The sequence below is a fragment of the Mesorhizobium sp. W016 genome (assembly GCF_054719485.1).
The window spans coordinates 5,779,518-5,801,221 of the sequence record NZ_JBTTIF010000002.1 but is presented as its reverse complement, the minus strand read 5'-3'; the positions used below and the strand labels follow the sequence as shown (position 1 = coordinate 5,801,221).

The following is a 21,704-nucleotide window of genomic DNA, read 5'->3' as shown; positions in this document are numbered from 1 at the left end:
AGCACGATGACGGCAAAGGGTGAACGGATATAGTTTGAACCAAAAGATTTGTCGTAAATCTTTTTTGGAACCTTTGCTTTACGGTCACCCGGCATCCGCAATCCAAATGGTGTCATGTTGCAGCGTCTCGCCCACAATAGAAAAATACATGTCTTGGTCGCAACGCCCTCGGGCGTTTCGGGACAAGGCGGCATCGACCGGATCATGGGGGCGCTGAAGCAGGAGTTCGAACGGCAAGAGATCGCCGACATCGATCTGCGCTTTCTTTCCAGCCGTGGCCCGGGACATGTCGGGCTTTCGATCTTCTACATGCTTGGTTTTTGCGCGCGGATGCTTGCGGCCCGCCTCGACAGACGCGCCGACGTCATTCACATCAATATATCGGTCTCCGGCAGCACCTTTCGCAAGATGATGATCGCCGCCTGCGCCAGGCTGTTGTCGATACCATATGTCCTTCATCTGCATGGGGCGCAGTATCAGACATTCTGGAAAGATGATCATAGTTTCATGAGCCGCCGTATCAGGGCTCTGTTCGAGCATGCCGGCCGGGTGATTGTCCTGGGGGGGCTTTGGCGCGATTTCGTCGCCAGCCGGGCACCGGCGAACGGCGGCAATATTGTCATCGTTCCCAACGCCACGGCAGTTCCTTCCCTGGCGCATGTCGGCGGAGGCGATCACGTGCACATCCTGTTCCTCGGCCGCATCGGCGAGCGAAAGGGCGTGCCGCAGTTGGGCGAGGCGCTGGAGCGGATGAAACATCTCAGGGGTTGGCGTGCCACGATCGCCGGCGATGGTGAGGTCGAGCCGGCACGAGCGAGGTCGGTCGCTCTAGGGATTGCCGACCGTATTGCTTTTCCGGGCTGGGTGGGACCTGACGAGGTCGCATCACTGATCGCTTCGGCCGATATTCTGGTGCTCCCCTCGTTCGCCGAAAATCTGCCAATGTCGGTGATCGAAGGCATGGCGGCCGGCCTGGCTGTCGTGGCCACCCCGGTTGGCGCGGTCGAGGACATCATCACCCACGAACAATCCGGTCTGTTGGTGCCGCCCGGCGATGTGGCGGCGTTGACCGAGGCGTTAACTCGGCTGGTCGAGGATACGGCGCTGCGCGCGCGGCTTGGCGCCGCCGCCATGGCGGTGCACCGGGAAAGGCTTGAGCTTGCACCGTTTGTCGACGCGATCTGCGATGTCTGGAGATCGGTCGCGTCCGAGGCGCGATCGGTCAAGCGCTGACGCTGTCCTTCATTGTCGTCACTGCGGCGGGCCAAGCGCGAATTCGCGGTGGAATATCTCCAGGTTCAAAAGCGCCCATATCAGTTTTTCGTGGTCCGCGGCGCGCTCGGCGTGCTCCCTGACAATCTGGTCCAGCTTCTTGGCGCTCAAATAGCTACGGATGACCGAATGGGACGAACACAGATGGTCCCGTACATAATCGCTCATCGGCCCGCGGAACCATTCGGCGACGGGCACCTTGAAGCCGATCTTTGGGCGGTTGAGGACCTCGTCGGGAACCATGCCGGCCATGCAGTCGCGCAGGATCTGTTTGCTGTGCAGGAAGCCCAGCCTGTAACGATCGGGCAGTTGGCTGACGAAGGAAACCAGATCGCGATCAAGGAATGGCATTCGCCCCTCGATTGAACCGGCCATCATCACTCGGTCGCCCCGTTCCAAGAGGTTGTCGGGCAACCACGATGTCTGATCAAAAAACAACACACGGCGCAGATGAGATTCCGTCACACTCGAAGAGAACGGGAAATCGTTGCAGTCATGGCCGCAAGTGGCCAACCCACCGAGGAGCGAATCGCGTTCCCGCGCCGTCATGGCTCCAAACCAGGAGATCATCCGGGTGGCAAAGTCCCGTTCACCCGCGCTTCGGGCAAATGTATCGAACTTGGCCGATGCGCCGGGCAATGCGCGCATCAAAGGGGCGAGGAGATTGTTGTGAAGCGACGCTGGAACAAGTGACCGGTAGACACCCGCCAGAGACTCTGCGCGATGTTTGGGGTAGCCGCCGAGTATCTCGTCCGCACCTTCGCCCGTAAGCACCATCTTGACGTCCTGCGAGGCTCGAACCGACATCAGGTAAATTGGAATGTCCGTACTTTGTGAAACAGGTGCCCCCCGATGGCGGACCATCTTGGGCAGATGATTCATCAGGTCATCCGCCTGGATGACGATTTCGCAATGATCGGTCTTGAAATGATCGGCGACGCGCCGGGCGAATGGAAGCTCGCTGTAAGCCTGTTCGCTGAAACCGACCGAAAACGTACGAATGGGGTTGTCGCTGTGCCTGGTCATCAGGGCAACGATTGCCGACGAGTCGAGGCCCCCGGACAGAAAGGCGCCAAACGGCGCATCACTGCGCATCCTGATCTCGACAGAACGGTCGAGCAATTCCAGAAATCGCCGCTTGGCGGTTCCTGGATCGATATCCGCTGTCAGATCGGTCTGATCCGGGGGCGCATAGTAGCGCGTTTCCGTTACTTCCCCTTGCGACCACACAGCGTAGCTTCCCGGGTTGAGCTTGCGGATCTGTTTGAAAAGCGTCCGCGGTCCAGGCACGTAACGCCAGGTCAGATACTCGCGCACTCCATCCAGATCGAGCTGCTGGCCATCTGGCTGCGCAGACAACAACGCGCTGATCTCCGAGGCAAACGACAGCAAATTTCTGCCTTGCATGAGGTAAAGGGGTTTTTTTCCAAAGGGGTCGCGAGCGAGGATCAATTCGCGCCGTTGAGCGTCCCACAGCGCAAAAGCGAACATCCCGCTCAATCGGTCGAACATGGCCAGGCGCCACTGGTCATAAGCCCTGAGCAGCACTTCCGTGTCGGAGCGTGTGCGAAAACGGTGGCCGAGACCGATCAACTCCTCACGCAACTCGATGTAGTTGTATATTTCGCCGTTGAAAATAATCCGGAGCCGTCCGTCCTCGGTCTGCATCGGCTGATTTGAATCGGCGTTTAAGTCAATAATCGCCAGGCGGCGATGCACCAATGCCAACTGGTCCTCGCCTGTGTTCAGGTCCAGGAGTTCGATGCCTTCGGCATCGGGACCACGATGCTGCAAGGCATTCGACATCCCGGCGGCCCGATCTTGTGGCTTCTCGACCCTGCGCCCAATCCAGCCGGCAATTCCGCACATTCTTTCCCTTGGCCCTCTTTCCCTTGTTTGCGTATGATCGAGGACACCAATCTACAGCGAATATATTAAATAGCTGCTCGGTGGAGTGATTTTAAAACTGAGCCTGATTTGGTTCGATCAGGCCCTCTCGGCTGCAACTGGAGACGACAGTCCTTGGGTTTCACGCGATTGATCGCCAGCAACCAGGCAGACCGCTCGAACCGATCCTGACCCGATGACGAGTTATGGCAGGCCCAGTGCCCGCAACATCTCCCGGTCCGGGATCGCAGGCCCCTTGGGTTGGATAACACTCATTCCGTAAGGATTGGAGAATTCCCAGGCCGACCACGGCATCGCGAAGCGTTCCGCCTCTCTGCGCACTGCCATGAGATAGCGCAGGCGATCAGCATCGAAAGCTCCCATGCGGCCATCCGCAGACATCAGGATAACGCCGAATTCGCCCACGAACAGGCGTCTGCTCGCTATGCCATGGGCTTCAGCCCAGTCGACCGCCTGACGGAAACCCGCTTCGAGCTGGCTCTGCCCCCAATTCTGCTCAAAGTATCGGGCGATCGTTTCACGCGCCGAGGCCATGTTCATCACCTCTTCGATCTGGCTCAAGCCGGCGGCGTCCATCTGCGCCTTGAGGGTTTCGGCGACCACTTCGGGCGTGCTGGCGTCGGCAGGCCAGGGAAGGCCGGAGGAGAAAGCGTTCTTGTCATCGGCCCGCTGGTGCGTGAAGCTGTGCGGATCATACATGTGGAAGCTGTAATAGACGTTGGGGTCGTCGAAGTTGGGGTCCAGGTTGACCAGTCCCGCGATGCTCCCGCCGCAGGCGCCGGTCGCGACGATGGTGAGTTCGCTGCTGACGGCGCGAATATCGCGAACCGTGCCTGCCATGATCCGCTGCCAGTCATCGCTGCCGCTTGAATCGCAAGGGTAGTAGGCGGGCTCGTTATAGGGCTCGAGGGCGACCTTGTCGGCGCCAATTTTGATCAGCATGGCAGCCACCGCCACTACCATTTTGCGATAGCGGGCAACACCCTCGCTGTCGGCCCCGCCATGGATCATTTCCATGCTGTAGGCCGGAACCTGGCTGACGCCATGCAGATCGAAAACCACCTTGAGCCCGCTTGAAACCACCCGCTGCACCGCAGCGGCAAGCATGTCCAGCGCCTGTTGTCGTTTGGCGCCCTCGCTGGCAAGCAGAGGGCCAGGGTCGACACTCAGCCGGACAAAGTCGAAGCCCATGGATCGAATGCGACCAAACTGGTCGCCGTCCGGCCAATCGGTGAGCGGCCTGCCGCCCGCAAGCCATTCCTTCTCGCTGCGATAGGGCGGCCATTTGTAGGAACCATCTTTCTCCACCGGCGACCAGTTGAGCCATTCATGGACGCCAACGCCGCGCTCAAGCGGGATCGGCGCCGCCTCGGCTGACAAAGCCATGCCAAGCGCGCACGCTATGACGTAGACAACTTTTCTCATCGCAAAACTCCGCGTCATGGCCGAAGATATTAACCGCGGGAACGGAAAAGAGGATGCCGCCACACGCTTTTTCGACGGGATGGTGTATGAGGATCAAAATCTTGGCGGAGCGCGGATGAGGGTCGGGTGGTATTTCAACCGATTGCGCAGCATGGAGTTGGCCGAGATATTGCATCGGTTGGACGAGCAGCGCCGGAGGACCGTTTCGCGCCGCCGCGACAACGGCTGGCAGCGCTATGCGTCGCCGCAGTTGCACCCGGTGCTGCACGGATTGCGGAATGCTGTGCCGGCCGCTGCGACACCAGCCCAGCGGCAAGCTATCGAGGCGGCTGCGCAAAACACTCTTCGGGGCCAGTTTTCAGCACTTGGGCAGACCTGGCCACAGCGAGACCCCTATACTCTCTTTCCACCCGAGCTCTGGCGCCTTGATCCGGTGACCGGCCGGCTTTGGCCAGGCCCCAAGACCCATACTTTCGATATCGATTTTCGCCATGCCACCGGCCGTGGCGATGTAAAATATGTCTGGGAAATCAACCGGCTGCAGCAACTGCCGCCACTGGCTGCCCATCTGCTTCTCACCGGCGATGATCAATCCCGTGCGGCCATCGAGGCGGCGATCGAGAGCTGGCATTTCGCCAACCCACCATTTCGGGGCGTTGGCTGGGCCTCGGGCATCGAGGTCGCGCTACGAGCCATCAGCCTGATTGTCACGCTCGACCTCGTCGGCGACCGGCTTGGCGCGGCGACGCGAGAAAAAGTCGGTGAAATACTGGCGGCAAGCGCCTATTGGCTGCCGCGGTTTCCCTCCCGTTTTTCGTCCGCCAACAACCATCTCGTCGCGGAATTGGCTGGCGAATATTTGATCGGTCTGGCTTTCGGGGCCGAGGTGGCTCGCGAGTCGCTCCTGGCTGAGGTGCTCAAACAGATCCTGGCCGATGGCGCCGGGGCCGAGCAGACCCCGACCTACGCCGCCTTCAGTGCCGAACTTTTCCTGCTGTGCGCTGCGGCGGCGCGCCAGGCCGGACTGCCTTTTCCCCAGCCCGTCGAAGCGCGTTTGGCCGCTTTCGCCAATTTCGCAGGCTGGCTCCCGCCGAAAACCAGCGGCTTCGGCGACAATGATGAAGGCCGCGTGATCACGCTGGGGGGCGAAACCGATTATGTCGGATCGGTCGCGGCCGCCATCCGTGGTTTTCTACGGATGCCGGGCAGCGCACCGGAGCCTGGCGATTTTCGTGCGCTTTTCTTCGGCGCGCCACCGCGGCCGGCGCCGGTGCCGAATGGATTGCATACATTCACGCAAGGCGGGCTCTCCGTCTGGCGCGGCGAGATGAATGGTCGCAACGTCCATCTGACATACGACCACGGCCCGCTGGGCTACCTTTCGATAGCGGCGCACGGTCATGCCGACGCGCTGTCGCTCACCCTGTGCATTGACGGCGATCCGGTGCTGGTCGACCCCGGCACATGGCTCTATGGTTCGGGGGGAGGCTGGCGCGACTGGTTCCGCTCGACGCCGGCGCACAACACGCTGAACCTAGAGGGTAAAAGCCAAAGCATCATCTCCGGGGCGTTCAACTGGTCGCACAAGGCGGTTGCGACATTGGTGGAGAGCGAGCCGGGGCCGCACTGGAGGCTGTGTGCCCGACATGACGGGTACAAAGGCCGCTTCGGCGTTGTGCATCAACGCGCCGTGACACGCGATGGCGACGGCATCCTCGTGACCGACCAACTGCTCGGCGGCAGCCGCGTCGCTGAGATCGTCTTCCAACTCGCCGCCGACCTCCACGCCAACAGGGATGGAAACATTGTCACGATATTGCGCGGCGCTGAACCTTTGATGACTATCCACTTTCCAGACGCAGCGATCCACATCCGTTCCGGCGGCGACACACCGGGCCAGGGCGGCTGGGTTTCGCCGCGCTTTGGTGCAAGGCAGCCAGCCGAACGCCTCGCATGGCGTGGCCAAGTAGGCGAAAAGGGAGTAGTCATCCGGCTCGCGCCAAGTCCGCCGCAGACCCGATAACGGGCAGGTTGCAGGCGCAGCGTTCGACATTAATTACGTTCAGATATTTAGCGGTTTTGACACCGTTGATCTGCTAATTTGGCCATGATTGTTCTGCCAGTCGCATCCCGATACACAGTTGCGGGCAGCATATGATAGGCCTGGCAATATGTGCTTCGCGACGAGCCGGATCACCATTTCACCACCTAGGAGCCACTGCATCGATGTTTTCGGAATTCGCCAGAGTGATCGTGGAAAAACTCTCACACATCGATCTGCTGACACTCGGTCTCCTGTTGCTCACGGCGCTGGGGAGCGCGGTGGTCGCCTACTGGCGAACGGTCGAACAGAAATCCTTCCGGGACTTTTTCGACTTCGCCTTTCCCGCGGAAGTCATCATGCACCCATCGGCGCGAGCGGACGCATTGTTCTGGATCACGAAAAGGCTGGTGATGCCCTTCCTGCTCATTCCTGCCGGTGTCACCTTCGTTGCCGCCACGGGATATGCAACAAACCAGGCAGTCGGCTGGCTCTTCAGCATCTCGCAACCGCTGATACCCGGCCCCGCCGGCCCAGTGACGATCATCCTCTTCACCGCAACCATGCTCGTTGCTTACGATATCTCCTACTACCTATATCACGTTGCCCAGCACCGTTTCCCGTTCCTGTGGGAATTGCACAAGGTGCATCATTCGGCCGAAGTGATGGTTGGGATCACCAAGGACCGGGTTCACCCCCTGGACGATCTGATGAACCGGATCTGGGACGGCGTCATACCGGGGATCAGTTTCGGCTTGTGGAGCCTGATTGCGCTTGATCCGGTCGAGATCGCCATATTTGGCATCAACGTCTATGTCATTCGCAACATTCTCATGATGGACTTTGTTCGCCACACGCATCTGAAGATTTCCTTCGGCCGGTTGAACGGCGTCATCTTGTGTCCGCACTGGCACCAGGTGCATCACAGTGTCGACCCTCGCCACTACGACAAGAATTTCGGGCTGCTTTTTTCATTCTGGGATCGCATATTCGGAACGCAGTTCATCCCGGATCCGGACGAAGACCTCAAGTTTGGACTGATAGATCGCGACGTACGCGACTATCAGTCGCTTTTCGGACTTTACGTGCTGCCGCTCAAGAAAATGGCAAACCATATCATGCGACTTTTTCAAAAGCGCATCGATGTCGCGCAGCCGCAGGACCGTCTCCAACCATGAACAAAATGGCTTCGATTGACGCTGTTGGTGCGGAGCGACTGGAAATCGTCAGTTCGACGGATCGCCTGGCCGCCATCGAAGCCGAATGGGTAGACCTATGGCATCGTACCCATGCACTGATCTTTCAGAGCCATGCCTGGGTTTCGGCATGGTGGAGCACCGTGCGTGACCGCGACCGGCGCTCGCTGCGGATCGGCCTGGTATGGAGCGATGACAGGCTGGTCGCTGTCATTCCCCTGGCGATCGGCAGACGAAAAGGACTTCGGCTCCTCGAATGGGCCGCCAATAGCTATACGGACTATGGTGATATTCTTGTCGCGCCGGAATGCTCCCTATCGGCCCTCCAGAACCTCTGGAACCGGATCTGTTCGGCGGGTGGCTTCGATCTTGCTTTTATCAATCGTCTGTCGCCGGATGCGGCAGCCCGCAGGATTTTTACACCGGGCTCTTCCAGCGGCGTCAAGCTTCGCGCCAATCACCGGGAGGAAGTCAGTTATCGCGTCGCTGGACAGTGGGCCAGCGGAGCAGCATGGCTGGCGGACCAGCCGAAAAAGATGCGCCAGAACTATCGGCGCGGCATCAAGATACTGGAAGAAACAGGCGAAGTGAAATTCCGCCTCCTGTCGGCTGACGAGCCGCTGCAGCCATTGCTGGAGCGACTGTCGGCGCTGAAGCGCAGATGGCTGGAAAAGCACACGCGTGAATCCGACCTTTTCGAAGAGGGCGAGCCGGTTCTTGCCGCCCTGGTGGACGCGCTGTCACGCGCCGGTGTGCTGCGCATTTTCGTACTTGAATGCAATGGTGCGATGGTCGCGGTTTCCATCAACATCGTCCAGCACAACGTCATGATGGCATTCGTTACCACCTACGACCCTGACTTTAGCCGAGCGTCGCCGGGTGCGGTCCTGATTACGGAGTATATACAGTGGTCGTTTGATCACGGCTTGGGATTGGTCGATTTCCTCTGTGGCGGAGAGGCCTTCAAACATAGGTTTGCAACACAGGCCGTTACCCTCCAATCCGTTCTTGGGGCACGCACTGTGCAGGGCGCGCTCGCTTCTCTCGCTGATCGTATCTGTCAGACGATCCGCGTACGCTCACGCGGATTGGCGTCGGCGAATCCAGAGCGCCCGCCCGATGAGACTGCTTAATTTAGCTGGATAACTTGGGCATAAGCCGCCGAGCGTTGAGGGCTGGCGTGCGACATGGGCGCGCCATTCGAAAATCCGCGTCGATTGCGCCTCGGAATTGGGACCGAATGGGTCCGCAGGTGCAGACTTCAATTCCCGCAAATCACGTCTCTCGAGGCGCAGTTTGTCGTCTGCGAAGCGTTGCAACACGTTCGTTGGCGTCACAACGGTAGCAGGCTAGGTCCTGAGAATCATTGAAGATTTTTTCGGACAGGGCGCTACCATAGGTCGGCGTTTTTACTATGATTTCAGTAGCTTAGGTAGGCTGGTAGCGGGAGAGCGCTACCGCCTTTCCGCCCACTCGTCGAACTACCGGTTCCTGCTTAGGTGCTGCGGCTGAGCTGTGTCGCTGCAATCTCCCGCCAGACATGCGCGCCAGCATGACATATGATGAACGTGACAACCCAAGGAGTGTGAGCCGGAGTCGATGTCTGGACGCCCCGGGTTCGGAACTGCGCTGCGGATGGCCAACGCATGGAAAAGGAGTGCCTGTCAGTTCAGGGTTCTACCGTTCCCTGCCGCGCTGCCCAGTCGAACGGGTAAAGGCAATAGAAATAGCCGGTACGCTCGGTGGCGATGTATTTCAGGTGGGTGGCGTTTGGCAGCCAGACGATATCGCCGGGATTGCACTCATGGCGACCGTCGTCCAGTTCGATCGTCAAGGTGCCCTCGTGGATGAACAGCACCTCGTCGTAGGTCACGGTCCAGTCGATCGAGGCGTTCTCGAGATACTCGATGCCGCCGCCCATGGTCCGACTTATATCGGCATTGATGACGCGGGCAATCGAGGATGTGCCAGTCGGTGTGACCGACGGCTTCAGGGTCAATTCGCTGTGCTTGAAGATCTTGGCCTTGGACACCGTTTATCCTTTCCTTGCGCGGAGGTTGGCTTTCGAAGGGGTGACGCCGGACGGGGCCAGTCCCGCGAGCCATCTGGTCAAGAGGTCGGGTTTTCGGCCGGCATGTTCGAGATCGTCGCGCCGCCGCACCGCGCCACGAACGAAATGCGCGCCGACGAACCGGAATGGTTCGGATGGGAAGCCTCGCGTCACTGGGCGCACGAGCGCCGAATGGGTGAGCTCGGATTCGCCGCCGGTCAACAGGCCGGTCAGGATCTTGCCGCCGAGATAGGCCATCGTCGTGCCGTTGCCGGAGAAGCCGTAGCCGTAGACGATGTCGCGGTTGGCGGGCAGGGCGCCGAACAGTGGCACGCCGCTGACGGTCCGATCGATCGGGCCGTTCCATGATGTATCGAGCGGAAAGTCGGCGAGCGCCGGGTGACCATCCCGCAACGCGCGGCGCATGTCGGCGACCCGTGGCGATAGACCATGAAACCGCCTGTCGACGATGCCGCCGAGGCCGATGACGCCGCCACTGACGCCGACAGACAGCCGACCATCGCGCGTCGGCGACCAACCGCCGACGAAAACGCGGGAATCGATCATCAGCGGCGCGCGGCGGTAGCCGATCTTGTCGAGAAGGTCTGGAATGGGTTTTGACATGGCGTCGTCGCTGGAGATGTTGAAGATTGCCGGCGCCAGTTCTCGAATGGCGCCGGACCATGCATTCATGGCAAGCACAATCTTGCCGCAGGACACAGTGCCTCTCCCCGTCTCCACCTTGAGCGTGCCGTCGCGCGAAAACCGCGTCATCGGCGACTTTTCATAGATGCGCACGCCGCGTGTTAGTGCTGCCCGGCGCAGGCCGCGCACGAGGAAACCGGGATGCACGGTTGCCGACGACGCATCGAACGCGCCGCCGAGGTGGCTCGTCGTGCCGGCTATCGCTGCGATCTCGTCGCGCGAAACTCGTCGCGCCGGCACGTAGCCATGCGCCGCCAGCTTGTTCAACGCGTCGTCCCAGGCGCCAAGCTGGGCTTCGCACGTCGCACCCCAGATCCAGCCGATGCGATCAAACCAGCTGTCTATTCCCTCGGCCTTGCAGAAAGCCTCGATGCCGCGGATTGCGGCTTCGGATGCCTTGATGATCGAAAGTGCATCGTTTCCGTCGCGCAGCGCGGCGAGCGCGCTGTATTTCGTCCATGCCGAGAGCACCATGCCGGAGTTGCGGCCGCTCGGGCCACCGCCGCAAATGTCGCGCTCGACGATGACAACATCGAAGGCGGGATTGTGCTCCTTGAGGCGTATAGCGGTCCACAGGCCCAGATAGCCGCCGCCGACGATGCAGATGTCAGCCTGCGTCGCCTCTTCGAGCGGAGGCGCAAGGTCTGGGTCCTCGGGCAGGGCCTGCCGCAGCCAATGGCTTCGCCAGACGATGTCCTTTTCCGTCAGTTGCATCACGATGCGCCTCTGGCTGATAGGCGGCGCTCCACGAGCCTGACCCAAAGGCTCGCGCCAATCGGCAGGATTGCGTCGTTGAAATCGTAGTTGGTGTCGTGAGCCGCGGCCTGGTGCGCATCGTCGGCCTGGCCGAGCAGGAAATAGCAGCCGGGCCGCTGTTCCAGCATGTAGCAGAAATCTTCAGAACCCATCTCGGGAGGCGGATCGATGACGAGACTTGCCGGTCCCATCACCTCGTTCACAATCGCGATCATCGCGTCGGCTTGCGCCGCAGTGTTTATCGTCGGTGCGAAGGGCGTTTCGTAGCGGAGGTCGACGCCGGCGCCAAAAGCTTCAGCTTCGTTTTTCGCGATGCGGCGGATTGCCGTCTCCAGCGCCTTTTGAACCTGGTGGTCGAAGGTGCGCACGGTGCCGGTCAGAAACGCCGTATCGGGGATGGTGTTGAAGGCTTCGCCTGCGCGCAGGCTGCCAACGGTGACGATTGCGGGAGAATGCACATCGGTGACGCGGCCGGGCAGGGCTTCGATTGCCAGCAGGATGCGCGCGGCGATGGGGAGTGGATTGATCGCCAGATGCGGCATCGCCGCATGGCCGCCCCTTCCGTGGACGACGATCTCGAAGCGATCGGCCCCCGCGGCCACCGTTCCGCGGTGGACGGCGATCTCGCCGAGCGGCCGTTCGCAATTGTGCAGCGCGTAGACTTCATCGCAGGGGAAACGCTCGAAAAGGCCCTCGTTCAGCATGGCAAGCGCCCCACCTCGACCCTCCTCGGCCGGCTGGAAGATGAAATGCACCGTGCCGGCGAAGTCGGGCGAGCGAACAAGCGCCGAGGCTGCGCCGAGCAGCATAGTGGTATGGCCGTCATGGCCGCAGCCATGCATCCGCCCGGGGGTGCGGGACGCATGCGCCAGCGGCCGTGCCTCAGTCATCGGCAGGGCATCCATGTCGGCGCGGATGCCAAGGCTGCGACCAGCGCCAAGCCTGCCCCTGAGCGTGCCGACGACACCTGTGCGTCCGACGCCTTCGGTCGTCTCGATGCCCCACGCGCGCAGTTTGTCCGCCACGAAACGGGCCGTCTCGAACTCTTCGAAACCGAGCTCGGGATTGGCATGGAGATGCCGCCGCCACGCCGTCATCTCGGTCTCGAGTTGCTGCACCGGCGGAACCAGTTTCATGCCGATGCCTTTGCGCGGAGAGCTTGCGAGCGGCTCTGCAGGATAGCGATGAGCCCAAGCAGGATCGCCGAGAAAGCCATCAGCAGCACGGCGACAGCCGCGATGGCAGGGCTGATGGACTCGCGCACCCCGGAGAATATCATGCGGGGCAAGGTTCGCTCCGCGCCCGTCGAGAGGAAGCTTGCGACGACGACTTCGTCGAAAGAAATGATGAAGGCGATGATGGCCCCTGTAACGACGCCCGGCGCTATCAGCGGCAGCACCACCTTGAAGAAGGTGCGCATGGCGCCGGCGCCCAGCGATGCCGCCGCACGAACCAACGTCCGGTCGAAGGTCGAAAGACTGGCGACGACGGTGGTTAGCATCACAGGCACGGCCATCGCCGTGTGCACCAGAATGATTGATAGCTTGTTGCCAACGAGTCCCAGCGTGGCGAAGAATGAAAAGGCCGCGACGCCGACGATGACGACCGGCGTCACCAAAGGCGCGGCGATGATCGCGTAGAGGATCCGTTTCCCGGCAAAATCACCCCAGGCGAGCCCGATCGCCGCAGGTATTCCGAGCAGCAAAGCCAGAACCGTGGTGGATAGCCCGATGACGACCGAGTTCCACAGCGCGTTCGGCCAGCGCTCGTCGATCCACAGTTCGGCATACCAGCGCAACGACCAGCCCGGCGTCGGAAATGCCAGCGAATTGCTCGAGGTCAGCGACATGGGGACCACGATCAGCAGGGGCAGGATCATGAAAGCCAGCAACGTCGCCGCATAGGCATACATCAGCCCTTTCCGGAAGCGGTCGGCGCTCATGCGACATGCGCCTTGCTGCGGAAGAGGACGGATGCCGTCCAGAACAGGAACGCAAACAATACGAGGATCATCAGCAGTTGCAGGGAAAGCGCTGCGCCCATGCCCCAGTTCAGCGTGCTGTTGGTGTAGAAGGCTATGTAGCTGGAGATCATCTGGTCTGTCGGCCCGCCGACAAGCGTCGGGGTGATGTAATAGCCGAGCGCGAAGACAAAAACGATCGCCCCGCCGGACAGGATCCCGGGCAGGATCAACGGCAACTGGACGCGGCGCCACGCCGTGAGCCACGGCGCCCCCAACGACAGCGCCGCGCGCATGTAGGTGGTCGGAACCCGCCGCATGACGGCGACGACGGAGAGGACCATCATGGGCAGCAGAACCTGAACCATCGCCAGATACAGCGAAAAGCGGGTGTAGATGAGGTCGAGGGGTTCGCTGACGATACCCAATCCGAGCAGTGTGGAATTCACGGGACCGTTCTTCTGCAGCACGATGATCCAGATGACGGTGCGCACCAGCAGCGATGTCCAGAGCGGAAACAGGATCAGCGCGAACATCAGCTTCGACCAGGCAGGCGGCGCGCTGACGATCGCCTGCGCCAGCGGCACGGCGAGCACCGCGCAGATGACCGTCACCACGATGCTGATCCAGATCGTACGCAGCAGCGCGTCGACGAAGATGGCGCGGTCGGCCGAAACGGCTTCGATCGAATTGTCCGCGCCGCGCTTCAGGTCGAGGCTCGCAAGCAGATAATAGTCCGTTCGCGCGCTTTGCTGACGCGCTATGACCTGCCAGAGATCGATGTTTTTCCAGCCGGCCTGTTTGGCGAGCACCTCGTCGCGCACGGGGCGCATGCCGAGCTTGCCGTCGGCCGCATCCTTTGCCGTCTTGATGACGAGGAAACGGCTACCGACAACGCGCTGGTTCACGAGTTGCGCCAGGACGCCTTCCTTCCCGGCGCGCCGCGCGTCGGCCAGGTCCTCGACGAGTGCTGCAAAGACGGGTTCGCCAGGCAGGCCGCTCTCTGCTTTCCAGCCGGCAAGAGCGGCAATGGTGCGCGGCAGGTTGTTCGAGAAATCCGAGTTGTCGACGGCCAGAGCGAGGAAGCGCGCCACCGGCCACAGAAACAGAATGACGACGAATAATATAAGCGGAGCCGTCAACAGGGCGAGCATGCCGCCCCGTTGGCGTCGCTTCATAGCCGGTTTTGTCCCGACCAACATGCCCAAGTTACTTCGCGAGCCAGGCCTTGAAGCGTTCTTCCAACGCTTCCTTGTGCTCGGTCCAGAAGTCGTTGTCATAGGCGGCGCCGTACTGGAGGTGCTCCGGCGACGTCGGCAGGTTGGCCTTCCAGTCCGCGGGAATGAGGTCGGCGGCTTCCTTGCGGCCGGTGCCATAGGCATAGAGCTTGGAGAAGCCGGCCTGGTTTTCAGGGATGGAGAACCACTTGAGGAGATCCAGCCCGCCTTGCTGGTGCGGTGCGCCCTTCACCACGGCCCAGTAGTCGGTGCCGTAGAAGAAGCCGGCGTCCCACGCGATGGCGTAGGGCTTCTTCTCGTTGATGGCTTCGTTGGTGATGCGTGCATTGAACGCGTCGCTGAGCGTCACTTCGCCGCTGTCGAGGTTCTGGATGCCCTGCGTCGTGGTGGACCACCAGACGACGTTCGGCTTGATCTTGTCGAGCATGGCGAAAGCCCGGTCGACACCTTCCGGCGTGGCCAACACCTTGTACATGTCCTCGCGTTTCACGCCGTCGGCCATGAGCGCGTTTTCCAGCGTGAACTGCGCTTGCTGGTAGAGGCCGCGCTTTCCTGGAAATTTCTCGACGTTCCAGAAGTCCGCCCAACTCTTTGGCGCGGCGTCGCCCTTATAGACATCGGTGTTGTAGGCAAGAACCGTTGCCCATGTGTCGGACGCGACACCGCATTCATGCAGGGTGCCTGGGAGATAATTCGCCGCGTCGCCGGTGATCTCGGGCGTCAGCGGGACGAACAGGCCTTCGGCGCAGCCGACCTCCATGGCGGGCGCTTCCACCGAGACGACGTCGTAGGTAATGTTGCCCGCCTGCACTTGGGCACGCACCTTGGCGACCTCGCCGCCCCACTCTTCCATGATGATCGGGACGCCCGTCTTTTCGGTATACTTGTCCCAGACTCCATCCTTGTAGGCCTTGTCCCATGTACCACCCCAGCCGACCACCGTGACGGGATCGGCCGCGGACGCGGCAAAAGTCGAGGTCGCGAGGCAGATAGCGGCGGCAGATACGGCTTGCAGATAAGTCCTCATCGCAGTTCCCCTTTCTTATCGTTGCGGATTTGATCAAATTTCAAACGCAAAATGGATTGATTAGCAACAGGAATTTGCGATAGGGTGCAAAAAAGTTAAAAAGACAAGGGGATTTGATCGAATGCTGCAAGGCACTAGAGACGTGCGCGCCAATGTCAGTCTCGCTGCTGTTCTGGACGAGGCGCGACAGTGTTTCGCTGACGCCAACCCAAACAGCCTGGCGCGTCAGAACGAGGCCGCGGCATCGTTGCCGGGCGGCAATACGAGGGCTGTACTTTGGTACCCGCCATTCCCTGTTTCGTTCGTCTCCGGCGAGGGCTGCAGGGTGACCGATCTGGACGGCCATACCTATGTCGACCTGGTCTCGGAATACAGCGCCGGCTTCTACGGCCACTCCGACAAGGCGATTTCGGCGGCCCTTGTGGACGTCATACAGGGCGGCATCATGCTGGGTGCACCCAACCGCTACGAGGCGCGCCTGGCAGCGGCGGTGGTCGAGCGTTTTCCAGCCATCGAGCGCGTGCGCTTCTGCAACTCGGGCACCGAGGCGAACATCATGGCGATTTCCGCCGCTCGCGCCATCACGAAGCGTTCGAAGATACTCGCCTTCCGGGAAGGCTATCACGGCGGCGTACTGACTTTTGCGCATGGCGGCTCACCGCTCAATTTGCCTTTCCCCTTTGTTTTCGCCGACTACAACGATAGTGCAGGCGCCGTGGCGCTCATCAAGGAACAGGGCGACGAGCTTGCCGCCGTCATCGTCGAACCGATGATGGGCGGCGGCGGCTGCATCCCGGCGACACGCGAGTTCCTGCAGGCGCTGCGCACAGCGACGAAGGAGACCGGCGCGCTGCTGATCTTCGACGAGGTCATGACCTCGCGCCTCGACTATCGAGCGCTCCATGGTGCGCATGAAATTTTTCCCGATTTCGTGACGCTCGGAAAGTACATCGGCGGCGGTGCGAGTTTTGGCGCATTCGGTGGACGCGCCGACCTCGTCGACCGCTTCGATCCGGCTTTGCCTGGTGCGTTCTCGCATGGCGGGACGTTCAACAACAATATTCTCAGCATGGCTGCTGGTTTCACCGGTCTGACGCAGGTGCTGACGCAAGAGGCGAGCCGCGCCATCAATGCGCGCGGCGATCGCTTGCGTGAAGCGATGAACGTCTCCCTTGAACGACATGGCGTCGAGGGCATCGTCATAGGGCGCGGGTCGTTGATGAACCTGCATTTCGTCAGGGGGCCGGTGGACAAGCCGGCGCGGCTCGACGATGCCGATCCATCGGTGATTGCGCTGTGGCATATCGAGATGCTGTTGCGAGGGTACTACGTGACGCCGCGCGGCATGCTGGCGTTGTCACTGCCATTTGGCGACGCCGAACTCGACGGCTTCGCCGCCGCATTCGACGATTTCCTGTCGAGCAACCTCAAAATACTGCCCCGCCGGACAAACTGATGCTCGATCGCAAGGATGCCACCGCCGGCTCGGCCGCGCAAAAGACAGCTCATGTTCGTGTCCATACGGGCTTGAAGGAAGCACTGATGAACGGTGACTTCCTGCCCGGCCAAAGACTGGTCGTGCGACAGCTTGCCGAACAGTACCGGACCAGCGCCATGCCGGTGCGCGAGGCCTTGCGGCAACTCGTCAGCGACGAGGCGATGTTCGACCACCCAAACCGGGGCGTCATCGTCCCCGAGGCCACGGTGGCGCGTATTTCGGATCTCGTGCGTGTGCGCTGCAGCGTCGAAGGGACCGCGGCCGAATGGGCTGCGACGACCATCACGCCCGAAGAACTCGATGAATTGGCGAAGCTGAACAGCCTGATGCGCGAGTGCGTCGAGAGCAACGTCATGGCTAACTATCTCGGCCTGAACAGGCGGTTCCATTTCACGATGTACCATGCCGCGCGGTCACCTCTCATCCAGCAGATCATCGAGAAATTGTGGCTGCAGGCAGGACCGTTTTTGAACATCGTCCGCTCGGACGTGACCTACGGCCTGGGCCTGGACCATCACGACGAAATGCTCGCGGCGCTGCGTCGCGCCGATGGCGCGGCTGCGCGCAAGGCCTTGGTGGCCGATCTGCGCGAGGCCGCCGACATCATTCTTCGCGCCGCGGCGGCGGCTGAGGCGCAGCCTGCTCGAAAGCGCTCGACTTCGGTGCGCCGTGATCCGAAGGCGCAGGCTCGGTGATGGGCGGATCTCCGCGTGGGCCGGTTCACGTCGAGTTTCGCGGCGTCAGCAAGCGCTACGGGCATGCGGTCCAAGCGGTGCGCCAGCTCGACCTGGAAATCATGCGCGGCGAATTCCTGACGCTGCTAGGCCCTTCCGGGTCCGGCAAGACGACGGCGTTGATGATGCTGGCAGGATTCGAAGATACGACCGAGGGCGAAATTCTCATTGACGGTCAGCGCATCGACAACGTTCCCGCCAATCGTCGCGGCATCGGCATGGTGTTCCAGAACTACGCGCTTTTCCCGCACATGACGGTCGCCGAAAATCTGGCTTTCCCGCTCGAGGTCCGCAAACTTGGCCGCGAGGAGGTCAGGCGACGTGTCGGGAACGTTCTCGACATGGTCCAGTTGCCCGAATTCGGCAATCGGCGGCCAGCGCAGCTTTCGGGCGGGCAGCAACAACGCGTGGCGGTTGCCCGGGCCCTGATTTTCGAACCAAATCTTGTCTTGATGGACGAACCGCTTGGCGCCCTCGACAAGCAGCTGCGCGAGCAGATGCAGTTCGAGATCAAGGATATTCACGCCCGGCTGGGCGTGACCTTCGTCTACGTCACGCACGACCAGACTGAAGCGCTGACCATGTCGGACCGGATCGCAGTGTTCAGCGCCGGCCGCATCGAGCAACTGTCGACGCCGCGCGAACTGTACGAGCGTCCCGCGGCGAGCTTTGTCGCAAGTTTCATCGGCGAGAGCAACCGCATGTTGGGTGCCGTGCTGGCCGGGAGCGAGGATGGCGGCGTATCCGTCCGCCTCGACGACGGCGACGTTGTGTTGAACGCCATGTCCTGCGGTGCTGCGCTTTCTGCGGGTGTCAGGGTGACGCTGTCGATAAGGCCCGAGCGCCTGTCCGTTCTGCAGGACGGCGTCACGGCGCTCAACGAGATTCCGGCGACGGTCGTTCAATCAATCTACGTCGGCGATCATGTCCGGCTCGTCGCCGCGACCGCGAGCGGCCAGAAATTCATCGTCAAGCTAGCCACTTCATCGTCTCAGCCGAAGCTCGATCCAGGTACGGCGATCCGGCTGGGCTGTGGTCGTGAGGATTGCCTCGCGCTCGATAGATAACAACAAAAGGCAGACAAGGGAGACTCTAACCATGAAGAAATCGCCGAAAGTCGTCATCACCTGTGCGGTCACCGGCTCGATCCACACGCCGACGATGAGCCCGCATCTGCCCATAACGCCGTCAGAGATCGTCGATGCCGCCGTCGGCGCAGCCGAAGCTGGCGCCTCGGTGATCCATCTGCATGCCCGCGACCCCGAGACGGGCAAACCGACCCCCGATCCCAAGCTCTTCATGGACTTCCTGCCGCGCATCAAGCAGCAAACCAACGCGGTGATGAACATTTCTACCGGCGGCGGCCTCAAGATGACGCTCGACGAACGTCTCGAAGCCGCTCATGCCGCCAAGCCCGAACTCTGCTCGCTCAACATGGGGTCGATGAATTTTGCCTTGCACCACATCGCGCCAAAATACACCGAATGGAAGTTCGACTGGGAAAAGCCTTATCTCGAGGACACCAAGAACGGCATCGTCTCCAACACGTTCCAGCAGATCGAGCGCATCATCGTCGAGGTCGGCCAGGCCTATGGGACGAAGTTCGAGTTCGAGTGCTATGATGTCAGTCACCTCTACACGCTGGCGCACTTTCTCGACCGCAAGCTGCTGAAGCCACCGCTTTTCGTCCAGACGATCTTCGGACTTCTAGGTGGAATTGGCTCTGACCCCGAAGACATGATGCATATGCGCAGGACGGCGGAGCGACTGTTCGGAGACGACTATCTCTGGTCGATCCTTGCAGCCGGCAAGCATCAGATGAACCTTTGCACGATGGGAGCGATCATGGGCGGCAATGTGCGGGTTGGGCTGGAAGACAGTCTCTATGTCGGCAAGGGCGCGCTTGCCAAGAGCAATGCCGAGCAGGTCGCCAAGATCAAGCGAATCCTTGGCGAACTCTCGCTTGAAATAGCGACGCCCGAAGAGGCGCGGCAGCTGCTGGATCTCAAGGGTGGCAACGAGGTCGGGTTTTGACCGCGCCCGGCATTGAAACCTATGTCGGCGTCGTGCACCCTTGGATGTGCGACGCGATGGGCCATCTCAACGTTCGTCACTACGTCGCCATGTTCGATGATGCCAGCTTTCAACTGCTGGGCAGGATTGCCGCTCCCAATCTAACGCCGACTCTCGGCTGGGCGGACGTCAGGATGGAGATCGACTATGCGCACGAAACCGCGGTTGGAACCTTGGTCACCATTCGCTCGGTTGTCGAAAAGGTTGGGAAGTCGTCTCTGACCTATCTGCATGAAATGCGCGGCACGCTGGACGATGTGCTGCATGCACGCATGCGCACCGTAACGGTGCGCTTCGATCTTCAAGCGCGGAGCAAGATCGAGATCGAAGGCAAGGCCCGACAAGCGAGCGCAAATCTCCCGAGGGGTGAAGCCGATGCGCATGCGTGGTCAGAGCGCAGATCATGAACCTGTTTCTGAAGCTGCGCGATGATTTCGGAATGTCATGTCTTCTCATTGCGCACGATCTGGCCATCGTTCGCCAGGCCGCACAGCGCGTCTACGTGATGTATCTCGGCCGCGTCATGGAAGAAGGTGAGAGCGGCGCGCTCTATAGCCAGCCCGCACATCCGTATACACAGGCGCTGCTCAGCGCGGTCCCGTCGACAAATCCAGTTGAGGAGCGCGAACGTCAGCGGATCATTCTAAAGGGAGATGTGCCAAGCCCTGTGAATCCGCCGACCGGATGCCGTTTTCGTACGCGCTGCCCTGCCGTGCAAAGTGTTTGTGAGACATCGCCTCCGGTCAACAGCTTGTCGGAATCGAATCTCGCAAGTTGTCATTTCGCTGGTCGGATCAAAGCGGGTATCCTGCAGGAATACGACGTGAGACAAGTCGGATAAACCGGCGTGGGAGACGGAGAGGCCCAGGTTCTCCAATATTGATGCGTACTCGCGGCGCCGAATACGGCTTGGGGATCTCCATGCCAGTAGCCGGAGACCGGATTCCTCTGGTCGGCACAGTCGCAACGTTGCGTCGGCGCGATCGGTGCTTCAGTCGGCATTCAGCGGTACATGCATCGGCTACTTGGGTTTCTCCTCAAGCTTTTCATCCCCGAAAGAATTGCCTCCCAGGTGCGGCTCGATATCCGAAGCTTGACGATTCTATCCCACATTCGCCTCACGTCCGCACCCTCAACGCCTGCTCCAGCCTGTCGGCAATCTGTGTGACGATATAGGCAATCACCATGTAGATCACGACGGCAATCACGAAGGCTTCGAGGTAGTAGTAGTTCAGGGCGGCGGTCAGCTGGGACTGGGCGAAGATATCGACGACCTCGATGGCGAATCCGAGAGAAAGCGCCTTCATGATGACCATCATCGAAGTCGTCAGGTCGGGAATTGCCGTGAGGGCCACCTGGGGAAACAGGATACGTCGAAACAGTTGGCCGCCCGTATAGCCGAGCGAATGGGCCGCGTCCGACTGACCGGTGTCGAATGCATTCAGGGCTCCCTTGATAATCTCGGATTGGAACGCGGCGACACAGCCGGTAATCGCAACGACAAGAATGACCCAATTGGGGGTTTCGTGAGCGTTGAAGTTGATCCCGAGCAACGAGAACAGGAACTGGAATGCGGGCGGCAGACCGAAATAGGCGAGGAAAATCACGATGACCATTGGAACGCCCTTGAAGACGATCTTGTAAGTCATGATGAGCTCTCGCAGAACCGGCACCCGTCTGTATTCGATCAGCGCGAATATGCTGCCGACTATCGTCGACAGGACGAAAATCAAGAGTGCCATTCCAACGGTCACGGGTACGGCACTCAGAATTTCCTGCGTGTCCTGGAGCAAAATATCGGTATCAAACATGGTTGAATAC

At 60.7% G+C, this 21,704-nt stretch carries 19 protein-coding genes; 10 read left to right on the top strand and 9 right to left on the bottom strand.

The annotated features are described in order from the left end of the window. Positions 1 to 114 precede the first annotated feature (114 nt). Positions 115 to 1,233, top strand: a complete 1,119-nt coding sequence (locus tag ACYG9V_RS28450; RefSeq protein WP_352762429.1) for a glycosyltransferase family 4 protein — start codon at positions 115 to 117, stop codon at positions 1,231 to 1,233. An 18-nt stretch (positions 1,234 to 1,251) separates the two neighbouring features. Here ACYG9V_RS28450 and asnB read toward each other — a convergent pair whose 3' ends face one another. Both asnB and ACYG9V_RS28440 read right to left on the bottom strand, forming a co-directional pair. After that, entirely contained in the window at positions 1,252 to 3,141 is a 1,890-nt protein-coding gene (gene asnB / locus ACYG9V_RS28445; protein ID WP_023703936.1) for an asparagine synthase (glutamine-hydrolyzing), read from the bottom strand. A gap of 222 nt (positions 3,142 to 3,363) precedes the next feature. Then, positions 3,364 to 4,605, bottom strand: a complete 1,242-nt coding sequence (locus ACYG9V_RS28440; RefSeq protein WP_031192949.1) for a glycoside hydrolase family 5 protein — start codon at positions 4,603 to 4,605, stop codon at positions 3,364 to 3,366. A gap of 16 nt (positions 4,606 to 4,621) precedes the next feature. Between ACYG9V_RS28440 and ACYG9V_RS28435 the strand changes: the two genes are divergently transcribed. The 3 genes from ACYG9V_RS28435 to ACYG9V_RS28425 all read left to right on the top strand — a co-directional run bounded on the left by ACYG9V_RS28435 (position 4,622) and on the right by ACYG9V_RS28425 (position 8,975). Next, on the top strand, positions 4,622 to 6,628 hold the full coding sequence (locus tag ACYG9V_RS28435) for a heparinase II/III family protein (protein ID WP_023671805.1): 2,007 nt from the start codon (positions 4,622 to 4,624) through the stop codon (positions 6,626 to 6,628). A gap of 203 nt (positions 6,629 to 6,831) precedes the next feature. Beyond that, complete coding sequence (locus tag ACYG9V_RS28430) at positions 6,832 to 7,824, top strand: sterol desaturase family protein (RefSeq protein WP_023686296.1); 993 nt, start codon at positions 6,832 to 6,834, stop codon at positions 7,822 to 7,824. Then, positions 7,821 to 8,975 (top strand): GNAT family N-acetyltransferase, encoded by a 1,155-nt coding sequence (locus tag ACYG9V_RS28425; RefSeq protein WP_023696861.1) that lies wholly within the window; start codon positions 7,821 to 7,823, stop codon positions 8,973 to 8,975. Before ACYG9V_RS28430 ends, ACYG9V_RS28425 begins: the two co-directional genes overlap by 4 nt. 536 nt (positions 8,976 to 9,511) lie before the next feature. Here the strand turns inward: ACYG9V_RS28425 and ACYG9V_RS28420 are convergent. Genes ACYG9V_RS28420 through ACYG9V_RS28395 form a run of 6 tightly spaced genes read right to left on the bottom strand, consistent with a single transcriptional unit; the run spans position 9,512 to position 15,578 of the window. Continuing rightward, positions 9,512 to 9,874 carry an AraC family ligand binding domain-containing protein gene (locus ACYG9V_RS28420; RefSeq protein WP_023671808.1) on the bottom strand — a complete coding sequence of 121 codons (363 nt, stop codon included), beginning with the start codon at positions 9,872 to 9,874 and terminating at the stop codon, positions 9,512 to 9,514. Between the two features lie 3 nt (positions 9,875 to 9,877). Beyond that, complete coding sequence (locus tag ACYG9V_RS28415; protein WP_023804774.1) at positions 9,878 to 11,311, bottom strand: NAD(P)/FAD-dependent oxidoreductase; 1,434 nt, start codon at positions 11,309 to 11,311, stop codon at positions 9,878 to 9,880. Then, positions 11,311 to 12,489, bottom strand: a complete 1,179-nt coding sequence (locus ACYG9V_RS28410) for a M20 aminoacylase family protein (RefSeq protein WP_023713984.1) — start codon at positions 12,487 to 12,489, stop codon at positions 11,311 to 11,313. Before ACYG9V_RS28410 ends, ACYG9V_RS28415 begins: the two co-directional genes overlap by 1 nt. Then, positions 12,486 to 13,295: an ABC transporter permease gene (locus tag ACYG9V_RS28405; protein ID WP_050588874.1), complete on the bottom strand. Its 810-nt coding sequence runs from the start codon at positions 13,293 to 13,295 to the stop codon at positions 12,486 to 12,488. The genes ACYG9V_RS28410 and ACYG9V_RS28405 overlap by 4 nt, the downstream gene beginning before the upstream one ends. Further along, the gene (locus ACYG9V_RS28400; protein WP_023686279.1) at positions 13,292 to 14,491 is read right to left on the bottom strand and encodes an ABC transporter permease; all 1,200 of its coding nucleotides are present in this window, start codon (positions 14,489 to 14,491) and stop codon (positions 13,292 to 13,294) included. Before ACYG9V_RS28400 ends, ACYG9V_RS28405 begins: the two co-directional genes overlap by 4 nt. A 31-nt stretch (positions 14,492 to 14,522) precedes the next feature. Continuing rightward, a complete protein-coding gene (locus ACYG9V_RS28395) occupies positions 14,523 to 15,578 on the bottom strand; it encodes an ABC transporter substrate-binding protein (protein ID WP_023696855.1) in 1,056 nt (351 codons plus the stop codon). 121 nt (positions 15,579 to 15,699) lie between these two features. Here ACYG9V_RS28395 and ACYG9V_RS28390 point away from each other — a divergent pair, with 121 nt between their 5' ends. Genes ACYG9V_RS28390 through ACYG9V_RS28365 form a run of 6 tightly spaced genes read left to right on the top strand, consistent with a single transcriptional unit; the run spans position 15,700 to position 20,724 of the window. Next, entirely contained in the window at positions 15,700 to 17,034 is a 1,335-nt protein-coding gene (locus ACYG9V_RS28390; protein ID WP_023713980.1) for an aspartate aminotransferase family protein, read from the top strand. Beyond that, a complete protein-coding gene (locus ACYG9V_RS28385; protein WP_023713979.1) occupies positions 17,034 to 17,771 on the top strand; it encodes a GntR family transcriptional regulator in 738 nt (245 codons plus the stop codon). Before ACYG9V_RS28390 ends, ACYG9V_RS28385 begins: the two co-directional genes overlap by 1 nt. Beyond that, positions 17,771 to 18,877, top strand: coding sequence for an ABC transporter ATP-binding protein (locus ACYG9V_RS28380; RefSeq protein WP_031197590.1), 1,107 nt, complete (start codon positions 17,771 to 17,773; stop codon positions 18,875 to 18,877). The genes ACYG9V_RS28385 and ACYG9V_RS28380 overlap by 1 nt, the downstream gene beginning before the upstream one ends. 31 nt (positions 18,878 to 18,908) lie before the next feature. Beyond that, on the top strand, positions 18,909 to 19,844 hold the full coding sequence (locus ACYG9V_RS28375; RefSeq protein WP_023713977.1) for a beta-keto acid cleavage family enzyme: 936 nt from the start codon (positions 18,909 to 18,911) through the stop codon (positions 19,842 to 19,844). Beyond that, positions 19,841 to 20,290, top strand: coding sequence for an acyl-CoA thioesterase (locus tag ACYG9V_RS28370; RefSeq protein ID WP_023669863.1), 450 nt, complete (start codon positions 19,841 to 19,843; stop codon positions 20,288 to 20,290). The genes ACYG9V_RS28375 and ACYG9V_RS28370 overlap by 4 nt, the downstream gene beginning before the upstream one ends. Next, on the top strand, positions 20,287 to 20,724 hold the full coding sequence (locus tag ACYG9V_RS28365) for an oligopeptide/dipeptide ABC transporter ATP-binding protein (RefSeq protein WP_050592897.1): 438 nt from the start codon (positions 20,287 to 20,289) through the stop codon (positions 20,722 to 20,724). The genes ACYG9V_RS28370 and ACYG9V_RS28365 overlap by 4 nt, the downstream gene beginning before the upstream one ends. 277 nt (positions 20,725 to 21,001) lie before the next feature. Here the strand turns inward: ACYG9V_RS28365 and ACYG9V_RS28360 are convergent, their stop codons facing one another. Further along, positions 21,002 to 21,694 (bottom strand): amino acid ABC transporter permease, encoded by a 693-nt coding sequence (locus ACYG9V_RS28360; RefSeq protein WP_023669865.1) that lies wholly within the window; start codon positions 21,692 to 21,694, stop codon positions 21,002 to 21,004. Positions 21,695 to 21,704: the final 10 nt, after the last annotated feature.

Coding starts and splice junctions, on each gene's coding strand:
- ACYG9V_RS28450 (WP_352762429.1), top strand. CDS start 115: ATGTTGCAGCGTCTCGCCCACAATAGAAAAATACATGTCTTGGTCGCA.
- asnB (WP_023703936.1), bottom strand. CDS start 3,141: ATGTGCGGAATTGCCGGCTGGATTGGGCGCAGGGTCGAGAAGCCACAA.
- ACYG9V_RS28440 (WP_031192949.1), bottom strand. CDS start 4,605: ATGAGAAAAGTTGTCTACGTCATAGCGTGCGCGCTTGGCATGGCTTTG.
- ACYG9V_RS28435 (WP_023671805.1), top strand. CDS start 4,622: ATGGCCGAAGATATTAACCGCGGGAACGGAAAAGAGGATGCCGCCACA.
- ACYG9V_RS28430 (WP_023686296.1), top strand. CDS start 6,832: ATGTTTTCGGAATTCGCCAGAGTGATCGTGGAAAAACTCTCACACATC.
- ACYG9V_RS28425 (WP_023696861.1), top strand. CDS start 7,821: ATGAACAAAATGGCTTCGATTGACGCTGTTGGTGCGGAGCGACTGGAA.
- ACYG9V_RS28415 (WP_023804774.1), bottom strand. CDS start 11,311: ATGCAACTGACGGAAAAGGACATCGTCTGGCGAAGCCATTGGCTGCGG.
- ACYG9V_RS28410 (WP_023713984.1), bottom strand. CDS start 12,489: ATGAAACTGGTTCCGCCGGTGCAGCAACTCGAGACCGAGATGACGGCG.
- ACYG9V_RS28405 (WP_050588874.1), bottom strand. CDS start 13,295: ATGAGCGCCGACCGCTTCCGGAAAGGGCTGATGTATGCCTATGCGGCG.
- ACYG9V_RS28400 (WP_023686279.1), bottom strand. CDS start 14,491: ATGAAGCGACGCCAACGGGGCGGCATGCTCGCCCTGTTGACGGCTCCG.
- ACYG9V_RS28395 (WP_023696855.1), bottom strand. CDS start 15,578: ATGAGGACTTATCTGCAAGCCGTATCTGCCGCCGCTATCTGCCTCGCG.
- ACYG9V_RS28390 (WP_023713980.1), top strand. CDS start 15,700: ATGCTGCAAGGCACTAGAGACGTGCGCGCCAATGTCAGTCTCGCTGCT.
- ACYG9V_RS28385 (WP_023713979.1), top strand. CDS start 17,034: ATGCTCGATCGCAAGGATGCCACCGCCGGCTCGGCCGCGCAAAAGACA.
- ACYG9V_RS28380 (WP_031197590.1), top strand. CDS start 17,771: ATGGGCGGATCTCCGCGTGGGCCGGTTCACGTCGAGTTTCGCGGCGTC.
- ACYG9V_RS28375 (WP_023713977.1), top strand. CDS start 18,909: ATGAAGAAATCGCCGAAAGTCGTCATCACCTGTGCGGTCACCGGCTCG.
- ACYG9V_RS28365 (WP_050592897.1), top strand. CDS start 20,287: ATGAACCTGTTTCTGAAGCTGCGCGATGATTTCGGAATGTCATGTCTT.
- ACYG9V_RS28360 (WP_023669865.1), bottom strand. CDS start 21,694: ATGTTTGATACCGATATTTTGCTCCAGGACACGCAGGAAATTCTGAGT.